Below are 23,764 nucleotides of genomic sequence, written 5' to 3' on the forward strand. Positions count from 1 at the left end.
CGCGCGCTCGTCCGTACGGGTCAGTGGCCGTGGCCCCTGCCGTGACCGCTGCCGCTGCCGCTGCCGTGGTCGCGGTCGTGGACCGCGTCCGTGGCGGCGATCTTCTTCCACGACTTCGGCTCCACCGGCTCCGCGGACGGCGATCGCAGCGAGCGGGAGTCCTTCGACGCGGCGGCCGGCGGGGCGAACGCCGGCTTGCCCGGGGTGTACAGCCAGGTCTCGAACAGCTGGGCGAGCGGCTTGCCGGACACCTTCTCCGCGTACCGGACGAAGTCGCCGACCTTGGCGTTGCCGTAGGCCCGCTCCGTCGGCCAGCCCTTGAGGATCGCGAAGAACTTCTCGTCGCCGATCTCGTTGCGCAGCGCCTGCAGGGCGATCGCCCCGCGGTCGTACACGGCGAGGTGGAACTGGTTGTCCGGGCCCGGGTCGCCCGGCTTGACCTGCCAGAACGGGTCGTCCGCGGCGCGCAGTCCGTACGCCCAGTCGGCCAGCTCCTGCGCGGTGCCCTCGCCCTCCTTCTCCGACCACAGCCACTGGCTGTAGCGGGCGAAGCCCTCGTTGATCCAGATGTCCTTCCAGCCGTCGACGGAGACGCTGTCGCCGTACCACTGGTGGGCCAGCTCGTGCACCACGACCGACACGTTGGCGCCGTTCGCGAACTGGCGGGGGCTGTAGAACGGGCGGGTCTGGGTCTCCAGTGCGAAGCCGGACGGCACGTTGGGCACGTAGCCGCCCAGCGCGTTGAAGGGGTACGGGCCGAAGACCCCCTCCAGCCATTCGGTGACCTCGGCGGTCCGCTCCACGCTGGCGCGCGCCGCGCCCGCGTTGTCGCCGAGGTCCTTGCTGTAGGCGTTGAGGACGGGCAGGCCGCTCGCGGTCTTGTCGGTGGTGATGTCGAACTTGCCGACGGCGAGGGTGGCCAGGTACGTGGCCTGCGGCTTGTTCGAGCGCCAGTTGTAGCGCGTCCAGCCGAGCCGTGAACTCTGGGACTGCAGGACGCCGTTGCTGATGGCCTGCGTGCCGTCGGGGACGTTCACGGAGATGTCGAAGGTGGCCTTGTCGAGCGGGTGGTCGTTGCTCGGGAACCACCAGGCGGCCGCGTCCGGCTCCTGCGCGGCGACACCGCCGTCCGGGGTGCGCTGCCAGGCGGACCAGCCGTCGACCTTGAACTCCGAGGGCTTGCCCGCGTACTTGACGACGACGGTTGCCTGGCGGCCCTTCGGCAGCGCCTGGGCGGGAGTGACCTCCAGCTCGTGCGCACCGGAGGCGGCGAAGCCGGCCTTGGCGCCGTTGACGCGGACCTCGCTGACCTTGAGCCCGAAGTCGAGGTTGAAGCGGGACAGGTCCTGGGTGGCGGTGGCCAGCAGGGTGGCCGTGCCCTCCAGGAGGTCCGTCTTCGGCTGGTACTTCAGGCGCAGGTCGTAGTGGGACACGTCGTACCCGCCGTTGCCGCTGGCCGGGTAGTAGGGGTCGCCGATACCCGGGGCGCCCGCGGCGGAACCCGCGGCCGATGCCGGGATCACCAGCAGCAGGGAGGCGGCGAGCACGCTCGGGGCGATCACTTTGCGGTGCACGAGGGCAGCTCCAAGTGGTGAGGGGGATGGCTTTGTCCGACCGTATTCACGCCGTGCCGCCCGCGTCGTGTCCATGGCCCCTGCTGTCACACGATCGCCATTCGGCCGTCACACGTCGGAGGGCAGGACCGCGTTCGAGCGGCGCCACTGAAGCGGCATCTGCGCCGATGCCGCGCCCGACCAGGACCGGACGGCCGCGCAAGACGGCCGAAAACGATCCCGGGCAGGCTGCGTCACCCGCGTCAGTGCTCCTCGGAGCGGAGGAATCCGGACAGCAGGGAGTGGAGCGTGTCCGGGTGTTCGGGGCGGACGTCGTGGCCGGGCCCGGGAACGCTGAGGGCCGTCGTGCCCGGCAGGAGCGCCGCCGCAGCGGCTACGCCGACGCCCCGGCCCCGCGCAGGGCGGTCAAGTGCCGGTACGGCCACACCCCGGCACGCTGCGCCGCAGCCGACTCCTTTCGGCCGGTCCGACGCCGCAGGGAGGCGGAATCGGTCCTGCCGGGGGCCCGGCGGACCGGCATACCGAGCAGTCGGTAACCTGCCTCCATGACGCTTCCCGAGCACGCCGCACGTCGCGCCTGGCACGGCGCGATCAACCCGCTCCACGCGACCATCTACTTCTCGCCCGACCTGACCGCCGAGTACGCCGCCCTCGGCGTCGACGACCACACCCGGGCCACGCTGTCCTCCCGGGCCGCCGCGATGGGCGCCGTCGGCACCGGCACCGTCGCCGCCACCTTCTACAACTACCGCTACGACCACCTCGCCCGGCACCTGCCCGCCGTGTGGGACACGATCACCCCCGAGCAGGCCCTCGCCGCCCGCCTGCGCGCCGCCGACCGCACCCTGCGCCGCCTGCTCGGGGACGACACCGTCGCCTCCCCCGGGATGGCCGAGGCCGCGGAGCTGGCCCTGCGCGCCACCGAGGCCTGCACCCGGCACGCCCGCCCCCTCTACGCCGCCCACGCCGACCTCCCCGTCCCCGAGGAACCGCACCTGCGGCTGTGGCACGCTACCACCCTGCTGCGCGAGCACCGCGGCGACGGCCACGTCGCCGCGCTGCTCCTCGCAGGCCTGGACCCGCTCGAAGCCCTGGTCACCCACAGCGCGACCGGCCGCGGCATGAACGCCAAGTGGATCAAGGCGGTCCGCGGCTGGGAGCAGGAGGACATCGACGCCGCCGCCGCCCGGCTGCGCGCCCGCGGCCTCCTCGACGCCGAGGGCGACCTCACCGCCGAGGGCACGGCCGTCCGCGAGCACCTGGAGGACGAGACCGACCGCCTCGACGCCGCCCCGTACGAGCACCTGGGCGCCGAAGGCCTGGCCCGCCTCGCCGAACTCGGCGGTGGTTTCGCCGCGACGGCCGTCAGCGCCGGAGCCTTCCCCTCCAACGCCTTCGGCAAGGCCGCCTGACGCGGGCCTCCCGGCCGCCGCCACCGCCACCTGCCACAATGGGCAGCCGTCCAACGCACAACGAAGGCAGGCGGGACCCGATCGTGACGACGTCCATCGAAGGCAGGATCGCCGAGGAACTCGGCGTACGGGAACGGCAGGTCAAGGCCGCCGTCGAGCTGCTCGACGGCGGCTCCACCGTGCCGTTCATCGCGCGCTACCGCAAGGAAGCGACCGAGATGCTCGACGACGCCCAGCTGCGCACCCTCGAGGAGAGGCTGCGCTACCTGCGGGAGCTGGAGGACCGGCGGGCGGCGATCCTGGACTCCGTCCGGGAGCAGGGCAAGCTCGACGTCGAGCTGGAGGCCCGGATCCACGCGGCCGACACCAAGGCCCGGCTGGAGGACATCTACCTGCCGTTCAAGCCGAAGCGGCGGACCAAGGCCCAGATCGCGCGCGAGGCGGGCCTGGAGCCGCTCGCCGACGGCCTGCTCGCCGACCCGTCGGTGGAACCGGCCGCCGCCGCGGCCGCGTTCGTCGACGCCGACAGGGGCGTCGCCGACCCGGCCGCGGCCCTGGAGGGCGCCCGCGCCATCCTCACCGAGCGGTTCGCCGAGGACGCCGACCTGATCGGCGAGCTGCGCGAGCGCATGTGGGGCCGCGGCCGGCTCGCCGCGAAGGTCCGCGAGGGCAAGGAGGAGTCGGGGGCGAAGTTCGCCGACTACTTCGACTTCGCCGAGCCGTTCACCGCGCTGCCCTCGCACCGCGTCCTGGCCATGCTGCGCGGCGAGAAGGAGGACGTCCTCGACCTCGTCCTGGAGCCGGAGGACCGCGACACCGCAGCGGTCCCCGGCCCGTCCTCGTACGAGGGCACGATCGCCCGCCGCTTCGGTGTGGTCGACCGGGGCCGCCCCGGCGACAAGTGGCTCGCCGACACGGTCCGCTGGGCCTGGCGTACGAAGATCCAGGTGCACCTCGGCATCGATCTGCGGATGCGGCTGCGCTCCGCCGCCGAGGACGAGGCAGTCCGCGTCTTCGCCGCCAACCTGCGCGACCTGCTCCTCGCGGCCCCCGCCGGCACCCGGGCCACCCTCGGCCTCGACCCGGGCTTCCGCACCGGCGTGAAGGTCGCCGTCGTGGACGCCACCGGCAAGGTCGTGGCCACCGATGTGATCCACCCGCACGTTCCCGCGAACCGCTGGGACGAGGCCCTGGCCAAGCTCGCCCGCCTCGCCGAGCAGCACGAGGTCGAGCTGATCGCCATCGGCAACGGCACCGCCTCCCGCGAGACCGACCGCCTGGCGGGCGAGCTGATCTCCCGCCACCCCGAGCTGAAGCTGACCAAGGTGATGGTCTCCGAGGCGGGCGCCTCCGTGTATTCGGCCTCCGCCTTCGCCTCACAGGAGCTCCCGGACATGGACGTGTCCCTGCGCGGCGCGGTGTCCATCGCCCGCCGCCTGCAGGACCCCCTCGCCGAGCTCGTCAAGATCGACCCCAAGTCGATCGGTGTCGGCCAGTACCAGCACGACCTGTCCGAGGTGAAGCTGTCCCGCTCCCTCGACGCGGTCGTGGAGGACTGCGTGAACGGCGTCGGCGTGGACGTCAACACGGCCTCCGCGCCGCTGCTCGCCCGCGTGTCGGGCATCAGCGGCGGACTCGCCGAGAACATCGTCGCCCATCGCGACGCCAACGGCCCCTTCCGCAGCCGCAAGGCCCTCAAGGACGTGCCCCGGCTCGGCCCGAAGGCGTACGAGCAGTGCGCGGGCTTCCTGAGGATCCGCGGCGGCGACGACCCGCTGGACTTCTCCAGCGTGCACCCCGAGGCGTACCCGGTCGTCCGGGCCATGGCGAAGACCGCCGGCAGCGAGGTGGCCGCCCTCATCGGCAACACGTCGGTACTGCGCTCGCTGAAGCCCGAGCAGTTCGTCACCGAGGCGTTCGGCCTGCCGACCGTCAGCGACATCCTCGGCGAGCTGGAGAAGCCGGGCCGCGACCCGCGCCCGGCGTTCCGCACGGCCGCCTTCAAGGAGGGCGTCGAGAAGATCGGCGACCTGGCCCCCGGCATGGTCCTGGAGGGCGTCGTCACCAATGTGGCCGCCTTCGGCGCCTTCATCGACATCGGCGTCCACCAGGACGGTCTGGCGCACGTCTCGGCCCTGTCGAAGAACTTCGTCAAGGACCCCCGCGACGTGGTCAAGCCGGGCGACATCGTCCGCGTGAAGGTCCTGGACGTGGACATCCCGCGCAAGCGGATCTCGCTCACCCTCCGGCTGGACGACGAGGCCGGTTCCGCCGCGGGCACGCCCCGCCAGCGCGAGGACCGCCGGCGCGAGGACCACCAGGACCGGCGCGGCGGCAACCGTCCCCCGCAGCAGCGCGGCGGCCAGGACGGCCGGCGCGGCGGTGGCCGGTCCGGCGGCGGCGAGGGCCGGCGGCAGGGCGGCCAGGGCGGCGGCGCCCAGGCCCCCGCGAACAGCGCCATGGCCGACGCGCTGCGCCGGGCCGGGCTCGCGGGCCCCGGCTCCGACGACCGCCGTCGGCGCTAGCTAGCGGCCGCACGCGTCGCCGAGCGGTACGGGAGGTGGCGCGGAGGTGGCCGAAACGGAACCCCGCGGGGGGACGCGTCTTGCGAACTCCCGCACGTGATCTGTAGGCATGGTGGAACGCCCGTTCGTCGTCAGGCGGACGGGCGTTCCGTTTCCCTCAGGACCGCACTCCCCGAGGCCCCCCTTGACGGCACAGGACGCCATGCCCATGCCTGCCCATGCCTACCGACGCTGCCCGCGAAAGGGTCCGAAGAGGGATCACATGTCCCACTCTCAACTCGGCCTCCGCAAACGGTGCGAGAAGATTCTCGGCCATTTGGATCTGCCGCACCCCTTCTCGCTGGAAGGGCTGTGCGGACGGATAGCCGAGCAGCGGGGCCGTCCCATCCGCCTCCACCCGCTCCCCGAGGAGGCGGCACAGACCGGCGTCTGCGGGCTGTGGGTGGGCACCGCCCGCGTCGACTACGTCTTCTACGAGGAGAAGACCACCCCGCTCCACCGCGAGCACATCGTCCTCCACGAGCTCGGCCACATCCTCTTCGGCCACCACTCCCTGGAGGGCGAGGAGCACGACGGGCGGGCCCCGGTCGTCCTCGGCCGCGCCGACTACACCACCCGCCAGGAGCAGGAGGCGGAGATGCTCGCCAGCATGATCCGCATCCGCACCACCGTCCCCTGCCCGCAGCCGGCCGCCGAACTCCGCGGCACCCTGGCCCGGCTGGAGTCCGCCATGGGATACGAGCGGCGCCGCCGTGGCCACTGAGCTCACCGCGCTCGGCGACTGGCTCGCCGTGCCCAGCGCGGCCTGCCTGTGGATCGCGGTCCTGCTGCGCGCCCCCGCCGCCCTGCGCTCCCCGCAGCAGCGCGGACTGTGGCTCGCCGTCGCCACCGCCGCCGCCGCGATGACGCTGAACCTCCCCGACGTCGTCGCGTACGCGACGCGCGACCCCGGCTGCGCCCACGCCGTCGGGCTCGTCCGCAACCTCACCGGCGTGCTGTCCGCCGGCGCCGTCGTCTTTTTCGTGGCGTCCACCACCCGCGGCCGCATCCTGCAACACGCCGCCTGGGCGGGCACGGCGGCCTGGCTGACCCTCCTCGTCGTCCTCGACGCGACCGCGCCCGGGCACGGCGCGCACACCATCCCGCCGCGGGGCGGCCCCGTGCCCTCCCTCGCGTACTGGCTGATCCTCATTGCCGCGCACCTGATCGCCAACACCACCTGCGTCGCGCTGTGCTGGCGCTACAGCCGCCGCACCGAGAGCAGGGGACTGGCGCTCGGGCTGCGCCTGTTCGGCCTGGGCACCGCCCTCGCCGGCGTCTTCTGGTTCTGCTACCTCCTCAAGGCCCTGTTCGGCACCGCCTGGCCGATGCCCGCCCTGCCGCTGATGATGAACCTGCACGGGCTGCTGCGCGCCGCCGCCATCCTCGTGCCGACCGTGTTCGCGCTGCGCCGCACCGCCGCCGACACCGCCACCGCCTGGCGGCTGTGGCCGCTGTGGCACGACCTCGTGCATGCCGTCCCGCACGTCGTGCTCACCAGGCCGCGGGCGGGCCGGCTCCTGGAACTCCTGTGGCCGCCCGTCCCGCGCAACATGCTCGTGTACCGCAAGGTCATCGAGACCCGCGACGCCATCCTCATCCTCGGCGAGTACGTCGCCCCCGGCATCCCGGAGCTCGCCCGCAGCCACGTCACGCTCCGCGGGGTCCCCGAGCCGCGGCGCACGGCGGCCGCGCTGGCCTGCGTCCTGAAGGAGGCACGCGGCGCGAAGCTCGCCGGGGAGCCCGGGAAGGCCTGGCAGGCCGCCTACTGGGTGCTCCCGGCCGTCATGCAGCACTCCGCAGGCAGTGAGGCCGGCCTGGAGGACGAGGCGCGCTTCCTCGTCGACGTGGCCCAGGCCTACGGCTCGCCCGCCACCGCCGACTTCGCACCCTGAACCACCCGTACGACCGCAGGAAGTGACGCCGTCTTGACCACCGTAGTGATCACCGGAGCCAGTGCCGGGCTCGGTGCCGCCTTCGCCCGCGGCTTCGCCGCCAAGGGCTGCGACCTCGTCCTCGTCGCCCGCGACGAGGACCGCCTGCACGCCGTCGCCCGCGAACTCGGCCGCGAGTTCGGCACGAAGTGCGAGGTGCTGCCCGCCGACCTGCTGGACGACGCCGGCTGCGCGGCCGTGGCCGAGCGGCTCGCCGACCCCGCCCGGCCCGTCGACATCCTCGTCAACAACGCCGGGTTCGGGCTCGCCGCCCCCTTTCCGTACGGTCCCGTCGAGGACGAGGAGCGGATGCTCGACCTGCTCGTGAAGGTCCCGCTGCGGCTCACCCACGCCGTGCTCCCCGGGCTGCGCGAGCGCCGCCGGGGAGCCGTGCTGAACGTGTCCTCGGTGGCCGGACTGCTGCCGACCGGCACGTACGGGGCCGCCAAGGCCTGGGTGACCGCGTTCAGCGAGTCCCTGCGGGTCGACATGGAGCCGTACGGCGTCCGGGTGCTGGCCGTGCTCCCCGGGTTCACCCGCACCGAGTTCCAGGCGCGCGCCGGCATGGACGTGAGCTCCCTGCGCGAGGCGGTCTGGCTGGAACCGGAGGCCGTGGTGGCCAGGGCCCTGCGGGACCTCGCCCTGCGCCGGCCGGTCAGCATCACCGGCCGCCGCTACCGGGCGTACGCGCTGGCCGCCAGGCACCTCCCCCGCGGCTTCGTGGCCCGCAGGATGGCCCGCACCCGCCGCGCGCCCGCAGACCGGTAGCCGGCAGCGGGCCGGGCGGCCGCCGCGCCCCGAAGGGTGCACGGGAACTGCGCGGTCGGCCACCACCGGGCCGCACGACCGCCGGACCATCGCGGCACCGCCCGCGGAGCGCTCAGAGTTCGACGACCCTGCCGTCCACGACCTGCAGGCGACGGGTGACGCGCACCGCGTCCAGCATCCGCCGGTCGTGCGTGACGAGCAGCAGCGTGCCCTCGTACGCCTCCAGCGCCGCCTCCAACTGCTCGATCGCCGGCAGGTCCAGGTGGTTCGTCGGCTCGTCCAGCACCAGCAGGTTCACCCCGCGGCCCTGGAGCAGCGCCAGGGCCGCCCGGGTCCGCTCACCGGGGGACAGCGTCGACGCCGGGCGCAGCACGTGCGCCGCCTTCAGCCCGAACTTGGCCAGCAGGGTCCGCACGTCTGCCGGCTCGGTGTCCGGGACCGCCGCGCAGAACGCCTCCAGCAGCGACTCCTCGCCGAGGAACAGGCCGCGCGCCTGGTCCACCTCGCCGGTCAGCACGCCCGAGCCGAGCGAGGCCGCGCCGGAATCCGGGGCCAGCCGGCCCAGCAGCACCGCCAGCAGCGTCGACTTGCCCGCGCCGTTCGCGCCGGTGATCGCCACCCGGTCCGCCCAGTCGAGCTGGAGGCTGGCCGGGCCGAAGGAGAAGTCGCCGCGCTGCACGGCTGCCTCGCGCAGGGTCGCGACCACCGACCCGGAGCGCGGGGCCGCCGCGATCTCCATGCGCAGCTCCCATTCCTTGCGCGGCTCCTCGACCACGTCCAGCCGCTCGATGGCGCGCTGCGTCTGCCGGGCCTTGGCGGCCTGCTTCTCGCTCGCCTCGCCGCGCAGCTTCCGGCCGATCTTGTCGTTGTCGGTGGCCTTGCGGCGGGCGTTGCGGACGCCCTTGTCCATCCAGTTGCGCTGCATCAGGGCCCGGCCCTCCAGTGCGGCGCGCTTGTCGGCGTACTCGTCGTACTCCTCGCGTGCGTGCGTGCGCGCCCGGGCCCGCTCCTCCAGGTAGGCGTCGTAGCCGCCGCCGTAGAGGTTGATCTGCTGCTGGGCCAGGTCGAGTTCGAGGACCTTGGTGACGGTCCGGGTCAGGAACTCGCGGTCGTGGCTGATGACGACCGTGCCGGCGCGCAGGCCCGTGACGAACCGCTCCAGCCGCTCCAGGCCCTCCAGGTCGAGGTCGTTGGTCGGCTCGTCGAGCAGGAACACGTCGTAGCGGGACAGCAGCAGCGAGGCCAGGCCCGCGCGGGCGGCCTGCCCGCCGGACAGGGCGGTCATCGGCAGGTCCAGGCTCACGGCGAGGCCGAGTTCGTCGGCGGTCTCCCGGGCCCGCTCGTCGAGGTCCGCGCCGCCGAGGTTCAGCCACCGGTCCAGCGCCGTCGCGTACGCGTCGTCCGCGCCGGGCGCCCCGTCCACCAGGCCCTGCGTCGCCGCGTCCAGCTCCGCCTGGGCGGCGGCGACACCGGTGCGCCGGGTCAGGAACTCGCGTACGGACTCCCCGGCGCGGCGCTCGGGCTCCTGCGGGAGGTGGCCCACGGCGGCGGTGGGCGGGGACAGCCGCAGCTCGCCGGACTCGGGGGTGTCCAGGCCGGCGAGCAGCCGCAGCAGGGTCGACTTCCCCGCGCCGTTGACGCCGACGAGGCCGATGACGTCGCCGGGCGCGACGACGAGGTCGAGTCCGGCGAAGAGCGTGCGCTCACCGTGTGCGGCGCTGAGGTTCTTGGCGACGAGGGTTGCAGTCATGGTCCCCCGATCCTATCCGCGCCCTGCCGGCTGCCGGGGCGGCCGGCAGGGGTGGCCGGATAGGTGGGAGGTCCGTCATTGCGGCCATCCCCGCGGTCTCACACCATGGGGTCATGACGTCGCACAACGTGCTCGTCCTCCTCTACGACGGGCTGCAGAGCCTGGACGTGAGCGGTCCGGTGGAGGTCTTCGCCGGCGTCGCCCACTTCCCCGGGGAGGTCGGCTACACGATCCGGACCGCCTCCGTGGGCGGGGTCCCGGTACGGACCGGCAGCGGGCTCGTGCTGCTGCCGGACGGGGACCTGGCGGACGAGCGGCCGGGTCCGGGCACCACGCTGCTGGTGCCCGGCGGCCGGTACTCGGGGGACTTCGACGCCCGGCTCACCGACTGGCTGCGCACCCACGGGGGTGGAGCGCAGCGACTGGTGTCCGTGTGCACGGGCGGGCTGCTCCTCGCGGAGGCCGGTCTGCTGGACGGCCGGCGGGCCACCACGCACTGGTCCGTGTGCGAGCAGATGGCACGCGACTACCCGCGGGTGGCGGTCGAACCGGACCCGATCTACGTGCGGGACGGGCAGGTCGCCACCTCGGCCGGGGTCACGGCGGGGATCGACCTGGCCCTCGCCCTGGTGGAGGAGGACCACGGTCGGGACATCGCACTGCAGATCGCCCGCCAGCTGGTGGTCTTCCTGCGCCGGCCGGGCAACCAGGCACAGTTCAGCGCCCAGCTGGCCGCCCAGACGGCACAGCGGGAGCCGCTGCGCGAGGTCCAGCACTGGATCACCGAGCACCCGTCCGAGGACCTGAGCGTGCCGGCGCTCGCCGCCCGCGCCCGGCTCTCGCCCCGGCACTTCGCCCGGGCCTTCCAGGCAGAGACCGGCGTGACGCCGGGGCGGTACGTGGAGCGGGTCCGCGTGGAGCATGCCCGGCGACTGCTGGAGGACGGCGGGAAAGGGGTCGCCCAGATCGCCCGGGCCTGCGGCTACGGCACCCCCGAGGCCCTCCGCCGCGCCTTCGTCAAAACCCTCGGCCAACCCCCCGCCGAATACCGCCGCCGCTTCGGCCACCCCTGACCGAGCCCCGCCAGGGGCGGGGAACTGCGCGCTCAACCCCGGCAAACGTCCCTGCCGGGGGCGCGGGGAACTGCGCGCTCAACCCGGGAAGGCCCGCACCCGGCAGGGCATCGGCACGCCCCCACACCAGGCGCGTGGGGAACTGCGCACTCGGCCTCGGCCGGCACAGGCGGCACCACCCGCACCACCCGCACCACCCGGCCACACCCACCGCAAACTCCGGAGGAGACATGCAGACAGCCGTCCTGCTCTACAACGGCTTCACCGCCCTCGACGCCATCGGCCCCTACGAAACGCTCGTCCAGCTCCCCGACAGCGAGACCGTGTTCGTCGCGGAGCGCCCCGGCCCCGTGCGCTGCGACAGCGGCCGCCTCTCCCTCGTCGCGGAGAAGGGCCTCGACGAGGTGACCCGCCCCGACATCGTCGTCGTACCGGGCGGGCCCCACCCGGAGACGGAGATGGACAACCCCGCGGTCGTCGACTGGCTCCGCTCGGTCGACGCCACCACCACCTGGACCACGTCCGTGTGCAGCGGCTCGCTCATACTGGCGGCGGCCGGCCTGCTCGACGGCCGCCGCGCCGCCTGCCACTGGCTCTACCTCGACCGGCTGCCCGCCTTCGGCGCGCAGCCCACCGGCGAGCGCGTGGTCTTCGACGGCAAGTACGTGACCGCTGCCGGGGTGTCCTCCGGCATCGACATGGGGTTGACGCTGCTGGGACGCATCGCGGGCGACGAGTTCGCCCAGACCGTGCAGTTGATGATCGAGTACGACCCTCAGCCGCCGTACGACGCCGGTTCCCCGGAGAAGGCCCCGGCCGGGTTGGTCGCGCGGCTGCGCGAGTTCAACCCGCTCACGCAGTCCAGCTGAACTTCGGCACACGGCGCTCCAGGAACGCGGCGACCCCCTCGGCGGGGTCGCCGCTTCCGGCCTGCTGCCCGGCCCAGTGGCCGTCCCGGTCCGTCCGCCCGTCGGCGAACTCCTTCGCGGCGGCCTGCGTCAGCTGCGACCGGCTCGTCAGGATGCGGGCGAAATCCGCGATCCGCTCGTCCAGCCGGCCGGCGGGCAGGAGTTCGTTGAGGAAGCCCGCGCGCAGGGCGTGCTCCGCGTCGATCAGCTCGGCGGAGAAGAGCAGGTACTTGGCGGTGGAGGGACCGACGAGGCCGGCGAGCCGGCGCGTGGAGGAGGCCGGGTAGACGAGGCCCAGGCGTGCCGGGGTCACCCCGAAGGAGGCCCCTTCCTCCGCGAAGCGGAGGTCGCAGGCAGCGGCCAGCTGGCTGCCCCCGCCGACGCAGAATCCGCGGATGGCGGCGATCGTCGGCTTGGGGAAGGCGGCCAGCGCCTCCTCGGCGGCGACGGACAGCGCCTGCGGGTCCTCGTCGCCGGTGAGGGAGGAGATGTCGGCGCCGGCGCAGAAGGTGGGCCCGGCCCCGGTCAGGACGAGCACCCGTACGTCCGGGTCGGCGGCGAAGCCCGCCAGCAGCCCGGGCAGGGCCCGCCACATTCCGGCGGTCATGGCGTTGCGCTTGGCGGGATGCGCGATGACGACCGTGGCGACCCCGTCGGCGACGGTGTGCAGCAGGGCCGCTTCGCCTGCTGCTTCCTGGGCTGCTTCCATGCGCCGGATGCTATCCCGGGCCGTCGATCCTATGATCAAGGGAGTCCGTTACGGGGGGCTGCGGAAAGGTGCGACCCCCATGGGCGCAGACCGGACAGACCGAGCAGACAGATCAGACCGGGCAAACCGGGCCGGCGGAGCAGACCGGGCAGGCGGATCGGCACACGCGCACGGCCCGGAGCGGGCGGGCCGTGCCGGGACCGGGGAAGCCGGGCGGCTGCGCCGCAGCCTCGGCTGGCTGGCCGTGCTCGGCGCGATCCTGGTGCTGGCCGGCCTGCTGGGCCTCGTGTACGCCAATGTGGCCGCCCTCACCTCGATGTTCCTGTTCGGCTGGCTGCTGCTGATCGGCGGGGCGGTGGGGCTGCTCCATGCCGTCCAATCCCGCAGGACCGACTCCTTCTGGCTCGCGGTCATCGTCGCCGCGATCAACATCGCCGCCGGCTTCGTGATCCTGCGCCGCCCCGAGGCGAGCGCCGAGGCGCTGACGATGTTCGCCGCGCTGCTGTTCCTCACCGCCGGGGTGTTCCGGCTGGTCGGAGCGCTGGTGGTACGCGGTACGCAGTTCGGGCTGATGCTGGTCCAGGGCGCGTTCGGGATCCTGCTGGGGCTGCTGATCCTGGCGGACTGGCCGGGCAACAGCCTCTACGTGATCGGAACCTTCTTCTCCGTCGCCCTGTTGTTCGACGGACTGAGTCTGCTGGCCCTGGGCCTGGGAGGGCGCCGCATTCTGGGCGTGGTCAGGCAGGACGAGGAGTCCGGGTCGGGGGACGCGGCGGGCGGGACACGTGGTGCGGCCGGAAAGCGTCCCACGGGAGATCAGGAAGAGTCGGACGGCTGACACTGGCATAAGCCTGCGGTCAAAAGATGCCCTATAGGCGCCGACTTGTTGTCAGCGGTCCGGTCCGGACCGGTCGGGTCCCCACCCTGGACGCGTGGCGACGATCGAGTGCGAAGGACGGGGCCGGAAGATGGATCTCAGCGGGAGTGTCCCGCCGGCCGAGGTGGGTGAGCCGGAGTCCCCGGCCGGCCCACTCGCGTACGAAGGAGTGTGGCGGTTCACCGTCCCCGCTGTTGAAGAATCCGTTCCGCAGGCCCGACGGGCCGTCCGCGACCTCCTGGGCCGCCAGGGCGTACCCGCGGACCGGGATCTGGTGTACACCCTGCTGCTGATCGTCTCCGAGCTGGTGACGAACTCGGTCCGGCACGCGGCCCTGCTCTCGCCGGAGGTCGCGGTGGAGGTCGCGATCGGCCGGGCCTGGGTGCGAGTGGCGGTCGAGGACAACCACCCGTACCGGCCCAAGGCGCTGGAGGCCGATTTCGGCCAGACCGGCGGCAGGGGCCTGCTCCTGGTGCGCGAGACGACGCGGGAGGCCGGCGGGGTGTGCGATGTCGAGCACACCTCGACCGGCGGCAAGGTCATCTGGGCAGCCCTGCCGATCACCGCCCCGGGCCCCGGCCCGTACCGGCCCTTCCCGCGTCCGGCGCGCTGACCGGCGTACCGGTCAGCGGCCTGCGGGGTACCGGGGTACCGCGTACCGGCGTGCCGGCGGGCGTGCGGCCTACCAGCCGGCCGCGTCGCCCGTCAGCTCGCGGATCGCGGGCCGCGCCGCGTCCAGCACGGTCATGAACCAGGCCGAGAACGGCACGGCCGCATGCCGCTGGGCCAGCTCCTCGGACGTGACGAAGGCGGTGTCGGCGACCTCGGCCGGGTCCGGCCGGACCGCGGCCTGCGCAAGTCCCACGAACAGGTGGTTGTACTCCTGCTCCACCAGGCCCGACTCCGGGTCCGGGTGGTTGTAGCGCACCGTCCCCGCCTCCGCGAGCAGCGAGGGCGACAGGCCCAGCTCCTCGTGGGTCCGCCGGGCCGCCGCCGCGAACGGCGACTCGCCGGGGTACGGGTGGCCGCAGCAGGTGTTCGACCAGACGCCGGGGGAGTGGTACTTCCCGAGGGCCCGCTGCTGGAGCAGCAGGCGGCCCTGCTCGTCGAAGAGGAACACGGAGAAGGCCCGGTGCAGCAGACCGGGCGCCTGGTGGGCGGAGAGCTTCTCCGCCGTGCCGATGGTGTTGCCGGACTCGTCGACCAGTTCGAGCATGATCGGTTCTTGAGTGCCGGTGCCGTGGGGCGCGCTCTTCGCGGCGGTGGCTGGTGTGGTCGGCATACCCATCCTTCGCTTCGGACTCTGGCCCTCAGTCTGCCGTACAAGGGAGTCTTGTCCCCACTTCGGCGATCCGCGCATGTCTGCCCCCGGGCGCGTGACAGGCGCCGGGCGGTGGTGGTCCGCGTGCGGTGTGCACGCGGACCACCTGCGGGATCAGACCCCGAAGGGGGCCGGATACGTGATCGTTCCCCGCGGTACGGGGACGGAATCGTCGAGCACCAGTGCCATCAGCGCCTCGTCCGGGACCTCGAAGGGCGCCCGGATCCCGAACCGGGAGGCCGGCACGAAGCCGAACCGCGGACAGTACGCCGGGTGCCCGAGGACGAGGACCAGTGCCTCCCCCTGCTCCTTCGCGGCCGCCAGCAGCGCCCGTACGACGGAGCTGCCCGCGCCCGAGCGCCGGACCGCAGGATCGGCGGCCACCGGGGCGAGCGCGAGCGCCGGCACCCCCTCGACCTCGCAGCGGGTCAGCAGGGCGTGCGCGGCGACCGGGCCGTCGGGGGCCCCGACCACGTACGACAGGCCCGGCAGCCAGGCAGGGTCGGTGCGCAGCGCGTCCACGAGATCCGCTTCGAGCGGCCTGCCGAAGGCGGCGAGGTTGACGGCCCGCACGGCGGCCCGGTCCGCGGCGGTCTCCGGCCGGGCCCACCAGGCACCGCCGTCCCCGGCGGTCACCGGGCGCAGGACGTAGCCGGTGTACCCGTACTCGTGGCCGTGCCGGGCCCGTACGGCGATCTCCTCGCGGGCGCCGGCCAGCGCGGCGGCCGTCGCCGGATCCGGGGCGGCCCCGGCCTCGACCGCGTCGGCCCGCGCGCCGAGCGGGCCGTAGTACGCGTCCCAGTCGGAGTCGGGCAGGCGGTGGACGCCCAGCACGCGGTAGCCGGCCGCCTGGGCGGCGGCGATGTTGCGGGCGGTGGAGCGCAGGCCGCCGTGCCGGTCCCAGAAGGCGCGGGCCCCGGCCGACGGCTCGTCGACGGTCCACTCGCACTCGGTGAGCACGAGGGTGCCGCCCGGCGCGAGCAGCCGCTTCCACCGGGCGAGGGCGGTGTCGAAACCGATGAGGTACGCGGAGCCCTCCGCCCAGACGAGGTCGAAGGCCCCGTCGGGGTGGGGGAGCGCGCCCATGTCGGCGCGGACGGGGTGGACGCGGCCGTCGAGCCCGCGGTCCGCGGCTGCGGCGCCCAGCTCGTCGAGGAAGTCCTCGTGCAGGTCGACGGCGGTCACCCGGGCGCCGTGCGCGCCGGCCTCCGCGGCCAGCAGCAGGGCACTGCGGCCGGGACCGCAGCCGAGGTCGAGGGCGCGCGGCCGCTCGGGCAGCGGTCCGCACAGGGAGAGCAGGTGTCGGGTGGTCGCGGCGGAGCCGGGGGCCTGCCGGGGCAGCCCGCGGTGCAGGGCGAAGAACGCTGAGGTGAGGTCGGAAGAGGAGACGGAACCAGAATCGGAACCGGTGTGGTCGGTCACTGTGAACCCTTGGTGAGAGGGCACCGGCCGACGGGCCGGATCGTGGTGATCAGGCCCGGCCGGCAGCCCGGAGGAAGGTGGGGACGAACCGGAGTGCGCTGCGCTCGGCAGCGACCGCTGCGACGGTCATCAACCCACCTCCTGTCACTCAGATCACTCGTGCCGCTCATGCCACACGCATTCTGCGTGAGCCGCCCCACTTTAACACCCGGACGGTTTGTCGGACCTCGGCGCGATCACGGATGATGATGACCCCACCGGGTCCCGGACCCCGGGTTTCCCGGCCCGTCGGGGAGCAAACGGGTGGTGAACCCCGGCTTCCGTCCATCCGATAGCCTCTGCCGACGTGTCGCCGCCCCCTGCGGCGCCGCCGCCGTGATCGCTGCAAGGAGTGAGTTCGTCTGTCGACCGTCATCCTCACCGGCCTGCCGGTCCCCGGATCACCGCTTAACGACGATCTGCGCTCCCTCGGCTTCGACGTCCGCCCCGCCGCCGCGCCCGAGGACGCCGCCGCGGTGCTGGCCGGCGTACCGGCCGGCCAGCGGGTGGCCGTGGTGGACAGCGCCTTCGTCGGGCACGTCCACGCGCTGCGGCTCGCGCTGACCGATCCCCGCTTCGACGCCTGTGCCGTGACCGGCGCCTTCACCGTCCAGCCCGCCGCCCGCGCGGCACTGGACGAGGCCGTCGCGCTCCCGGTGAACGGCAGCGGCCCGTACGCCGACCGGCTCGCCGCCGCCGTCGAGGCCGGCGGGACCGCCGTCCAGCGGCCCGAGCTCGGCAGCCTGGTCGCCGCCGTCCCCGCCGCCGGGGCGGAGCGCGAGGCGGCCGCCGCCGCGGTCGACGCGGTGGACGAGGAGGCCGTGCGGCTGCGCTCCGCCGTGAAGTCCCGCGACGGGTTCTTCACCACCTTCTTCATCAGCCCGTACTCGCGCTACATCGCCCGCTGGTGCGCGCGCCGCGGCCTGACCCCGAACCAGGTCACCACCGCCTCGCTGGTCACCGCGCTCATCGCGGCCGGCTGCGCCGCCACCGGCGAGCGCTGGGGCTACGTCACCGCGGGCGTGCTGCTGCTGCTCTCCTTCGTCCTGGACTGCACCGACGGGCAGCTCGCCCGCTACTCCCTGCAGTACTCGACCATGGGCGCGTGGCTCGACGCGACCTTCGACCGGGCGAAGGAGTACTCCTTCTACGCGGGCCTCGCTCTCGGCGCCGCCCGGACCGGGGACGACGTCTGGGCCCTCGCCCTCGGCGCCATGATCCTCATGACCTGCCGGCACGTCGTGGACTTCTCCTTCAACGAGGCCAACCACGACGCCACGGCCAACACGAGCCCCACCGCCGCCCTCTCCGACCGGCTCGACAGCGTCGGCTGGACGGTCTGGGCCCGGCGCATGATCATCCTCCCGATCGGCGAGCGCTGGGCGATGATCGCGGTCCTGACCGCGGCCACCACACCGCGGATCGTGTTCTACGCCCTGCTCGTCGGCTGCGCCTTCGGCGCGCTGTACACCACCGCCGGCCGCGTCCTGCGCTCGCTGACCCGCAAGGCCGTGCGCACCGACCGGGCCGCCGGGGCGCTGGCCGACCTGGCCGACTCGGGCCCGCTGGCGGAGCTCGTCGCCCGGTCCGCCGTCCGCCAGCCGCTCCGCCTGCTCTTCGCCGCGGTCGGCGCCGCCCTGGTGGTCGGGGCCGCGTGGAGCCTGCCGTGGGGCAGCTGGATGGTGGTCATCTGCGCGGGGGTGTACATCGTGTTCAGCGGCAGCGCCGTCGCCACCCCGCTCAAGGGAGCCCTGGACTGGCTTCTTCCGCCGCTGTTCCGGTTCGCCGAGTACACCACCGTCCTCGCGCTCGCCGTCAAGGCGGACGTCCCCGGGGCCCTCCCGGCCGCATTCGGACTGGTCGCGGCGGTCGCCTACCATCACTACGACACGGTCTACCGCATCCGCGGAGGCTCCGGCGCGCCCCCGCGGTGGCTGGTGTGGACCATCGGCGGCCATGACGGCCGGGTCCTGCTGGCCGTGGTCCTGGCCGCGGTCCTCGCCCGGGACGCGCTCCCCGTCGCGCTCACGGTCCTCGCCGTGTTCGTGGCACTCGTGGTGCTCGTGGAGAGCATCCGCTTCTGGGTCTCCTCCGGGGCACCCGCCGTACACGACGAAGGAGAACCAGCATGATCGGCCTTGTCCTCGCTGCCGGTGCCGGACGCCGCCTGCGTCCCTACACCGACACCCTGCCCAAGGCCCTCGTGCCCGTCGGCCCCGAAGGCGACGAGGAAAGCCTGACGGTCCTCGACCTGACCCTCGGCAACTTCGCCGCGGTCGGCCTGACCGAGGTCGCGATCGTCGTCGGCTACCGCAAGGAGGCCGTCTACGCGCGCCAGGCCGCGCTGGAGGCCGAGTACGGGCTGAAGATCACGCTGATCGACAACGACAAGGCCGAGGAGTGGAACAACGCCTACTCCCTGTGGTGCGCCCGCGAGGTCCTGAAGCAGGGCGTGATCCTCGCCAACGGCGACACCGTCCACCCGGTCTCCGTCGAGCAGACCCTGCTCGCCGCCCGCGGCAACGGCCAGAAGATCATCCTCGCCCTCGACACGGTCAAGCAGCTGGCCGACGAGGAGATGAAGGTCATCACGGCCGACGGCCAGGGCGTCCGGAAGATCACCAAGCTGATGGACCCGGCCACCGCGACCGGCGAGTACATCGGCGTCACCCTGATCGAGCCCGAGGCGGCCGAGGAGCTGGCCGACGCCCTCAAGGCGACCTTCGAGCGCGACCCCGACCTCTACTACGAGGACGGCTACCAGGAGCTGGTCAACCGCGGCTTCACCGTCGACGTGGCCCCCATCGGCGACGTCAAGTGGGTCGAGATCGACAACCACGACGACCTCGCCAAGGGCCGGTCCATCGCATGCCAGTACTGACGAGGCTCATTCCCTCCCCGGTCGTCGTCGACATCAGCAACGGGGCGATGGACAAGCTGGACGGCATCCTCGCCGACCAGCGGATCTCCGCCTCCGGCAAGCTGGCGATCGCGATCAGCGGCGGCTCCGGCCGGGCGCTGCGCGCCCGGTTGGCGCCGGTCCTGCCGTACGCCGACTGGTTCCCGGTCACGGACGGCACCATCGACTCGGCGGTCAAGCTCGCCGACGACATAAAGGGCCGCCGCTACGACGCCGTGGTGGGCCTGGGCGGTGGCAAGATCATCGACGTGGCGAAGTACGCCGCGGCGCGGGTCGGGCTGCCGATGGTGGCGATCGCCACCAACCTCTCGCACGACGGGATCTGCTCGCCCGTCGCGACCCTCGACAACGACAACGGCCGCGGCTCCTACGGAGTGCCCACGCCGATCGCGATGGTCATCGACCTCGACGTCATCCGGGAAGCCCCGGTGCGGTTCGTCCGCGCGGGCATCGGCGACGCCCTGTCCAACATCTCCTCGATCGCCGACTGGGAGCTGTCGCACCGGATCAACGGCGAGCACGTCGACGGCCTGGCCGCCGCCATGGCCCGCACCGCCGGAGAGTCGGTCCTGCGCCACCCCGGCGGCTGCGGGGACGACGAGTTCCTGACCGTACTCGCCGAGGCCCTCGTCCTCACCGGCATCGCCATGTCGATCAGCGGGGACACCCGGCCCGCCTCCGGCGCCTGCCACGAGATCAGCCACGCCTTCGACCTGCTCCACCCCGGGCGCTCCGCGCTCCACGGCGAGCAGGTGGGACTCGGCGCCGCCTTCGCGATGCACCTGCGGGGGGCGGCCGAGCAGTCCGGGCTGTTCGTCGAGGTGCTGCGCCGCCACGGGATGCCCGTGCTCCCCGCGGAGATCGGGTTCAGCGTGGACGAGTTCGTCGCCGCCGTGGAGTACGCCCCCCAGACCCGCCCGGGACGCTTCACGATCCTGGAGCACCTCAACCTGTCCGCCGCCGATATCAGGGACGCGTACGCCGACTATGCCAAGACCATCCGTAGCTGAACTCCGGCCTGTCGTTCACCCGGAGGGCGTGAAGGACCGGCGCAGCGGTGAGCACTGGGGCGGCCGCCTGTACATGCGCGAGATCTCCCTGCGCATCACCCGCCTGCTGGCGAACACCAAGGTCACGCCCAATCAGCTGACCTACCTGATGACCCTGTGCGGCGTGCTCGCCGCTCCGGCCCTGCTGGTCCCCGGCATCTGGGGGGCCGTCCTCGGCGTCGTCTTCGTCCAGCTCTACCTGCTGCTCGACTGCGTCGACGGCGAGCTCGCCCGCTGGAAGAAGCAGTACTCGCTCTCGGGCGTGTACCTGGACCGGGTCGGCGCCTACCTGTGCGACGCGGCCGTGCTCGTCGGCCTCGGCCTGCGCGCCGCCGACCTGTGGGGCGGCGGCCGGATCGACTGGCTGTGGGCCTTCCTCGGCACCCTCGCGGCGCTCGGCGCAATCCTGATCAAGGCCGAGACCGACCTGGTCGGCGTCGCCCGCCACCAGGCCGGCATGGCCCCCGTCAAGGAGGCCGCGGCCGAGCCCCGCTCCTCCGGCATGGCGCTCGCCCGCCGGGCGGCGTCCGCGCTGAAGTTCCACCGGCTGATCCTCGGCATCGAGGCATCGCTGCTCGTCCTGGTGCTGGCCGTCGCGGACCAGATGCGGGGCGACCTGTTCCTCACCCGGGTCGGCGTGGCCGTCCTGGCCGGCATCGCCCTCCTCCAGACGGTGCTGCACCTGGTGTCCGTCCTCGCCTCCAGCAGGCTGCGGTGAGCGCCCCGCTGCGCGTCGGCGCGGTGGTCATCACCATGGGCAACCGCCCCGACGAGCTGAAGGCGCTGATCGACTCCGTGGCCCGCCAGCAGGGCGACCCCGTCGAGGTCGTCGTCGTGGGCCAGGGCGTCGAGGTCACCGGGCTCCCCGAGGGCGTGCGCTCCGTCACCCTGCCCGAGAACCTGGGCATCCCCGGCGGCCGCAACGTCGGCATCGAGGCCTTCGGCCCCGGCGGGGGCGACGTGGACGTCCTGCTCTTCCTCGACGACGACGGGCTGCTGGAGCGCACCGACACCGCCGAGCTGTGCCGGCAGGCCTTCACCGAGGACCCCCGCCTCGGGATCATCAGCTTCCGGATCGCCGACCCCGAGTCCGGTGAGACCCAGCGCCGGCACGTGCCCCGGCTGCGCGCCTCGGACCCGATGCGCTCCTCCCGCGTGACGACCTTCCTGGGCGGCGCCAACGCCGTGCGCACCTCGGTGCTCGCGCAGGTCGGAGCCCTGCCGGCGGAGTTCTTCTACGCGCACGAGGAGACCGACCTGGCCTGGCGGGCCCTCGACGCAGGGTGGTCGATCGACTACCGTGCGGACATGGTGCTGCTGCACCCGAAGACCGCCCCCTCCCGGCACGCGGTCTACCACCGTATGGTGGCGCGTAACCGGGTGTGGCTCGCCCGCCGCAACCTGCCCGCCCCGCTGGTGCCGGTCTACGTGGGCGTCTGGCTGCTGCTGACGCTCCTGCGCAGGCCCTCGGTCCCGGCCCTCAAGGCCTGGTTCGGCGGTTTCAAGGAGGGATGGACCACCCCCTGCGGTCCCCGGCGCCCCATGAGGTGGCGCACGGTCTGGCGGCTGACCCGGCTGGGGCGACCGCCTGTCATCTGACGCGTCGGCGTCTGAGAACATGGCGCGGTCACGGTCCGTGCGTCCCACGCCCGATGCCACCTACTGCCGCATCTTGAAGACGGAAAGTTTCAACTTGTGAGTGACACAACCCAGGATGGCGCCCTCGCCACGAGCAAGCCGCCGTCCGAAGACGCGGGGCTGAGCCCCGCCGAGCTCGCCAGGAAGTACGGCCTGTCCGTCAGCGGCGCCCGGCCCAGCCTCGCCGGATACGTGCGGCAGCTGTGGGACCGGCGCCACTTCATCCTGGCGTTCTCCCGGGCCAAGCTGGTCGCTCAGTACAGCCAGGCCAAGCTCGGCCAGATCTGGCAGGTGGCGACCCCGCTGCTCAACGCGCTGGTCTACTACCTGGTCTTCGGCCTGATCATGGACGCGGGCCGCGGGATGGGGAAGGACATCTACATCCCCTTCCTGGTGATCGGCATCTTCGTCTTCACCTTCACCCAGAGCTCGCTGATGGCCGGCGTGCGCGCGATCCCGTCCAACCTCGGACTGGTCCGCGCCCTGCACTTCCCGCGCGCCTCCCTGCCGATCTCCTTCTCGATGCAGCAGCTCCAGCAGCTGCTGTACTCGATGATCGTGGTGTTCGTCACCGTGGTGGCGTTCGGCAACCACCCGCGGCTGTCCTGGCTGCTGGTCCTGCCGGTGCTGGTGCTGCAGTTCGTCTTCAACACCGGCCTCGCCCTGATCTTCGCGCGCATGGGTTCCAAGACCCCGGACCTCGCGCAGCTGATGCCGTTCCTGACGCGTACCTGGATGTACGCCTCCGGCGTCATGTTCTCGATCAACGAGATGCTCAAGGACAGGCCCGCGTGGATCGCGGACGTGCTCCAGTGGAACCCGGCGGCGATCTACATGGACCTGATCCGCTTCGCCCTGATCGACGGCTACGGCCGCGAGAACCTGCCGCCGCACGTCTGGGCCTTCGCCGTCGGCTGGGCCGTCCTGATCGGCCTCGGCGGATTCGTGTACTTCTGGAAGGCTGAGGAGCGTTACGGCCGTGGCTGAGACCAACCGGGGGCGCATCCCCACCGTCATCGCCGACGACGTCCACATCGTCTACCGCGTCAACACCGGCAGCTCCGGCAAGGGCAGCGCCACCGCGGCGCTGAGCAAGATACTCCGCAGGGGCAAGGGCGACGCGCCGGGTGTCCGGCGGGTCCACGCCGTGCGCGGTGTCTCGTTCACCGCCTACCGCGGCGAGGCCATCGGCCTGATCGGCTCCAACGGCTCCGGCAAGTCCACCCTGCTGCGTGCCATCGCGGGCCTGCTGCCCTGCGAGGCGGGCAAGGTGTACACCGACGGGCAGCCCTCGCTGCTGGGTGTGAACGCGGCGCTGATGAACGACCTCACCGGCGAGCGCAACGTGGTCCTCGGCGGTCTGGCCATGGGCATGACGCGCGAGCAGATCCAGGAGCGCTACCAGGACATCGTCGACTTCTCCGGCATCAACGAGAAGGGCGACTTCATCTCCCTGCCGATGCGTACGTACTCCTCCGGCATGGCCGCGCGCCTGCGCTTCTCCATCGCGGCCGCCAAGGACCACGACGTGCTGATGATCGACGAGGCGCTGGCCACCGGTGACCGCAAGTTCCAGGTGCGCTCCGAGGACCGCATCCGCGAGCTGCGCCAGCAGGCGGGCACCGTCTTCCTGGTGAGCCACAACAACAAGTCCATCCGCGACACCTGCAGCCGCGTCCTGTGGCTGGAAAAGGGCGAGCTGGTGATGGACGGACCCACCGAAGAGGTCGTCTCGGCCTACGAGAAGGCGACCGGTCACTGACCGCCGGCACCGCAGGCCCCCGCCGCCCCGTGCGGCGGGGGCCT

At 72.9% G+C, this 23,764-nt stretch carries 21 protein-coding genes; 16 read left to right on the plus strand and 5 right to left on the minus strand.

Annotation, left to right across the window (positions count from 1 at the left end):
• Nucleotides 1–20: 20 nt before the first annotated feature.
• The gene (locus HYE82_RS03220) at nucleotides 21–1,574 is read right to left on the minus strand and encodes a M1 family metallopeptidase (protein ID WP_179172364.1); all 1,554 of its coding nucleotides are present in this window, start codon (nucleotides 1,572–1,574) and stop codon (nucleotides 21–23) included.
• Between the two features lie 545 nt (nucleotides 1,575–2,119).
• On the opposite strand from HYE82_RS03220, the gene HYE82_RS03225 reads away from it, so the two are divergent.
• From HYE82_RS03225 to HYE82_RS03245, 5 genes are all read left to right on the plus strand, one after another.
• Nucleotides 2,120–2,986: a hypothetical protein gene (locus HYE82_RS03225; RefSeq protein WP_179172365.1), complete on the plus strand. Its 867-nt coding sequence runs from the start codon at nucleotides 2,120–2,122 to the stop codon at nucleotides 2,984–2,986.
• Between the two features lie 83 nt (nucleotides 2,987–3,069).
• A complete protein-coding gene (locus HYE82_RS03230) occupies nucleotides 3,070–5,511 on the plus strand; it encodes a Tex family protein (RefSeq protein ID WP_309144183.1) in 2,442 nt (813 codons plus the stop codon).
• Between the two features lie 262 nt (nucleotides 5,512–5,773).
• On the plus strand, nucleotides 5,774–6,274 hold the full coding sequence (locus tag HYE82_RS03235; protein ID WP_179172367.1) for an ImmA/IrrE family metallo-endopeptidase: 501 nt from the start codon (nucleotides 5,774–5,776) through the stop codon (nucleotides 6,272–6,274).
• On the plus strand, nucleotides 6,264–7,445 hold the full coding sequence (locus HYE82_RS03240) for an MAB_1171c family putative transporter (RefSeq protein WP_179172368.1): 1,182 nt from the start codon (nucleotides 6,264–6,266) through the stop codon (nucleotides 7,443–7,445). The genes HYE82_RS03235 and HYE82_RS03240 overlap by 11 nt, the downstream gene beginning before the upstream one ends.
• Nucleotides 7,446–7,478: 33 nt before the next feature.
• A complete protein-coding gene (locus HYE82_RS03245) occupies nucleotides 7,479–8,252 on the plus strand; it encodes an SDR family oxidoreductase (RefSeq protein ID WP_179172369.1) in 774 nt (257 codons plus the stop codon).
• Nucleotides 8,253–8,364: 112 nt separating this feature from the next.
• Here HYE82_RS03245 and HYE82_RS03250 read toward each other — a convergent pair whose 3' ends face one another.
• Nucleotides 8,365–10,002 carry an ABC-F family ATP-binding cassette domain-containing protein gene (locus HYE82_RS03250; protein ID WP_179172370.1) on the minus strand — a complete coding sequence of 546 codons (1,638 nt, stop codon included), beginning with the start codon at nucleotides 10,000–10,002 and terminating at the stop codon, nucleotides 8,365–8,367.
• A 113-nt stretch (nucleotides 10,003–10,115) separates the two neighbouring features.
• Here HYE82_RS03250 and HYE82_RS03255 point away from each other — a divergent pair, with 113 nt between their 5' ends.
• The gene (locus HYE82_RS03255) at nucleotides 10,116–11,075 is read left to right on the plus strand and encodes a GlxA family transcriptional regulator (RefSeq protein WP_179172371.1); all 960 of its coding nucleotides are present in this window, start codon (nucleotides 10,116–10,118) and stop codon (nucleotides 11,073–11,075) included.
• Nucleotides 11,076–11,305: 230 nt separating this feature from the next.
• On the plus strand, nucleotides 11,306–11,944 hold the full coding sequence (locus tag HYE82_RS03260; protein WP_179172372.1) for a DJ-1/PfpI family protein: 639 nt from the start codon (nucleotides 11,306–11,308) through the stop codon (nucleotides 11,942–11,944).
• On the opposite strand, the gene HYE82_RS03265 is transcribed toward HYE82_RS03260, so the two are convergent.
• Nucleotides 11,928–12,692, minus strand: a complete 765-nt coding sequence (locus tag HYE82_RS03265; RefSeq protein ID WP_179172373.1) for an enoyl-CoA hydratase/isomerase family protein — start codon at nucleotides 12,690–12,692, stop codon at nucleotides 11,928–11,930. The genes HYE82_RS03260 and HYE82_RS03265 overlap by 17 nt on opposite strands.
• A 79-nt stretch (nucleotides 12,693–12,771) precedes the next feature.
• On the opposite strand from HYE82_RS03265, the gene HYE82_RS03270 reads away from it, so the two are divergent.
• Nucleotides 12,772–13,530, plus strand: coding sequence for an HdeD family acid-resistance protein (locus HYE82_RS03270; protein WP_179172374.1), 759 nt, complete (start codon nucleotides 12,772–12,774; stop codon nucleotides 13,528–13,530).
• Nucleotides 13,531–13,660: 130 nt separating this feature from the next.
• Nucleotides 13,661–14,182: an ATP-binding protein gene (locus HYE82_RS03275; protein WP_179172391.1), complete on the plus strand. Its 522-nt coding sequence runs from the start codon at nucleotides 13,661–13,663 to the stop codon at nucleotides 14,180–14,182.
• A 69-nt stretch (nucleotides 14,183–14,251) separates the two neighbouring features.
• Here HYE82_RS03275 and idi read toward each other — a convergent pair whose 3' ends face one another.
• Nucleotides 14,252–14,851 carry an isopentenyl-diphosphate Delta-isomerase gene (gene idi / locus HYE82_RS03280; protein WP_179172375.1) on the minus strand — a complete coding sequence of 200 codons (600 nt, stop codon included), beginning with the start codon at nucleotides 14,849–14,851 and terminating at the stop codon, nucleotides 14,252–14,254.
• Between the two features lie 153 nt (nucleotides 14,852–15,004).
• Nucleotides 15,005–16,312: a bifunctional class I SAM-dependent methyltransferase/N-acetyltransferase gene (locus HYE82_RS03285; protein ID WP_179172376.1), complete on the minus strand. Its 1,308-nt coding sequence runs from the start codon at nucleotides 16,310–16,312 to the stop codon at nucleotides 15,005–15,007.
• A 401-nt stretch (nucleotides 16,313–16,713) separates the two neighbouring features.
• On the opposite strand from HYE82_RS03285, the gene HYE82_RS03290 reads away from it, so the two are divergent.
• From HYE82_RS03290 to HYE82_RS03320, 7 genes are all read left to right on the plus strand, one after another.
• Nucleotides 16,714–18,483, plus strand: a complete 1,770-nt coding sequence (locus tag HYE82_RS03290; RefSeq protein ID WP_179172392.1) for a DUF5941 domain-containing protein — start codon at nucleotides 16,714–16,716, stop codon at nucleotides 18,481–18,483.
• Nucleotides 18,480–19,232, plus strand: a complete 753-nt coding sequence (locus HYE82_RS03295) for a sugar phosphate nucleotidyltransferase (protein ID WP_179172377.1) — start codon at nucleotides 18,480–18,482, stop codon at nucleotides 19,230–19,232. The genes HYE82_RS03290 and HYE82_RS03295 overlap by 4 nt, the downstream gene beginning before the upstream one ends.
• Nucleotides 19,220–20,281 (plus strand): iron-containing alcohol dehydrogenase family protein, encoded by a 1,062-nt coding sequence (locus tag HYE82_RS03300; RefSeq protein WP_179172378.1) that lies wholly within the window; start codon nucleotides 19,220–19,222, stop codon nucleotides 20,279–20,281. Before HYE82_RS03295 ends, HYE82_RS03300 begins: the two co-directional genes overlap by 13 nt.
• Nucleotides 20,259–21,038: a CDP-alcohol phosphatidyltransferase family protein gene (locus tag HYE82_RS03305; protein WP_179172379.1), complete on the plus strand. Its 780-nt coding sequence runs from the start codon at nucleotides 20,259–20,261 to the stop codon at nucleotides 21,036–21,038. The genes HYE82_RS03300 and HYE82_RS03305 overlap by 23 nt, the downstream gene beginning before the upstream one ends.
• Nucleotides 21,035–21,919 carry a glycosyltransferase family 2 protein gene (locus HYE82_RS03310; protein WP_179172380.1) on the plus strand — a complete coding sequence of 295 codons (885 nt, stop codon included), beginning with the start codon at nucleotides 21,035–21,037 and terminating at the stop codon, nucleotides 21,917–21,919. The genes HYE82_RS03305 and HYE82_RS03310 overlap by 4 nt, the downstream gene beginning before the upstream one ends.
• A 96-nt stretch (nucleotides 21,920–22,015) precedes the next feature.
• Nucleotides 22,016–22,945 (plus strand): ABC transporter permease, encoded by a 930-nt coding sequence (locus HYE82_RS03315; RefSeq protein ID WP_179172381.1) that lies wholly within the window; start codon nucleotides 22,016–22,018, stop codon nucleotides 22,943–22,945.
• A complete protein-coding gene (locus HYE82_RS03320; RefSeq protein WP_179172382.1) occupies nucleotides 22,938–23,720 on the plus strand; it encodes an ABC transporter ATP-binding protein in 783 nt (260 codons plus the stop codon). The genes HYE82_RS03315 and HYE82_RS03320 overlap by 8 nt, the downstream gene beginning before the upstream one ends.
• The last annotated feature ends 44 nt before the right edge of the window (nucleotides 23,721–23,764 follow it).

Origin of the sequence: Streptomyces sp. BR123 (assembly GCF_013401435.1) — a bacterium.
Lineage (GTDB): Bacteria > Actinomycetota > Actinomycetes > Streptomycetales > Streptomycetaceae > Streptomyces.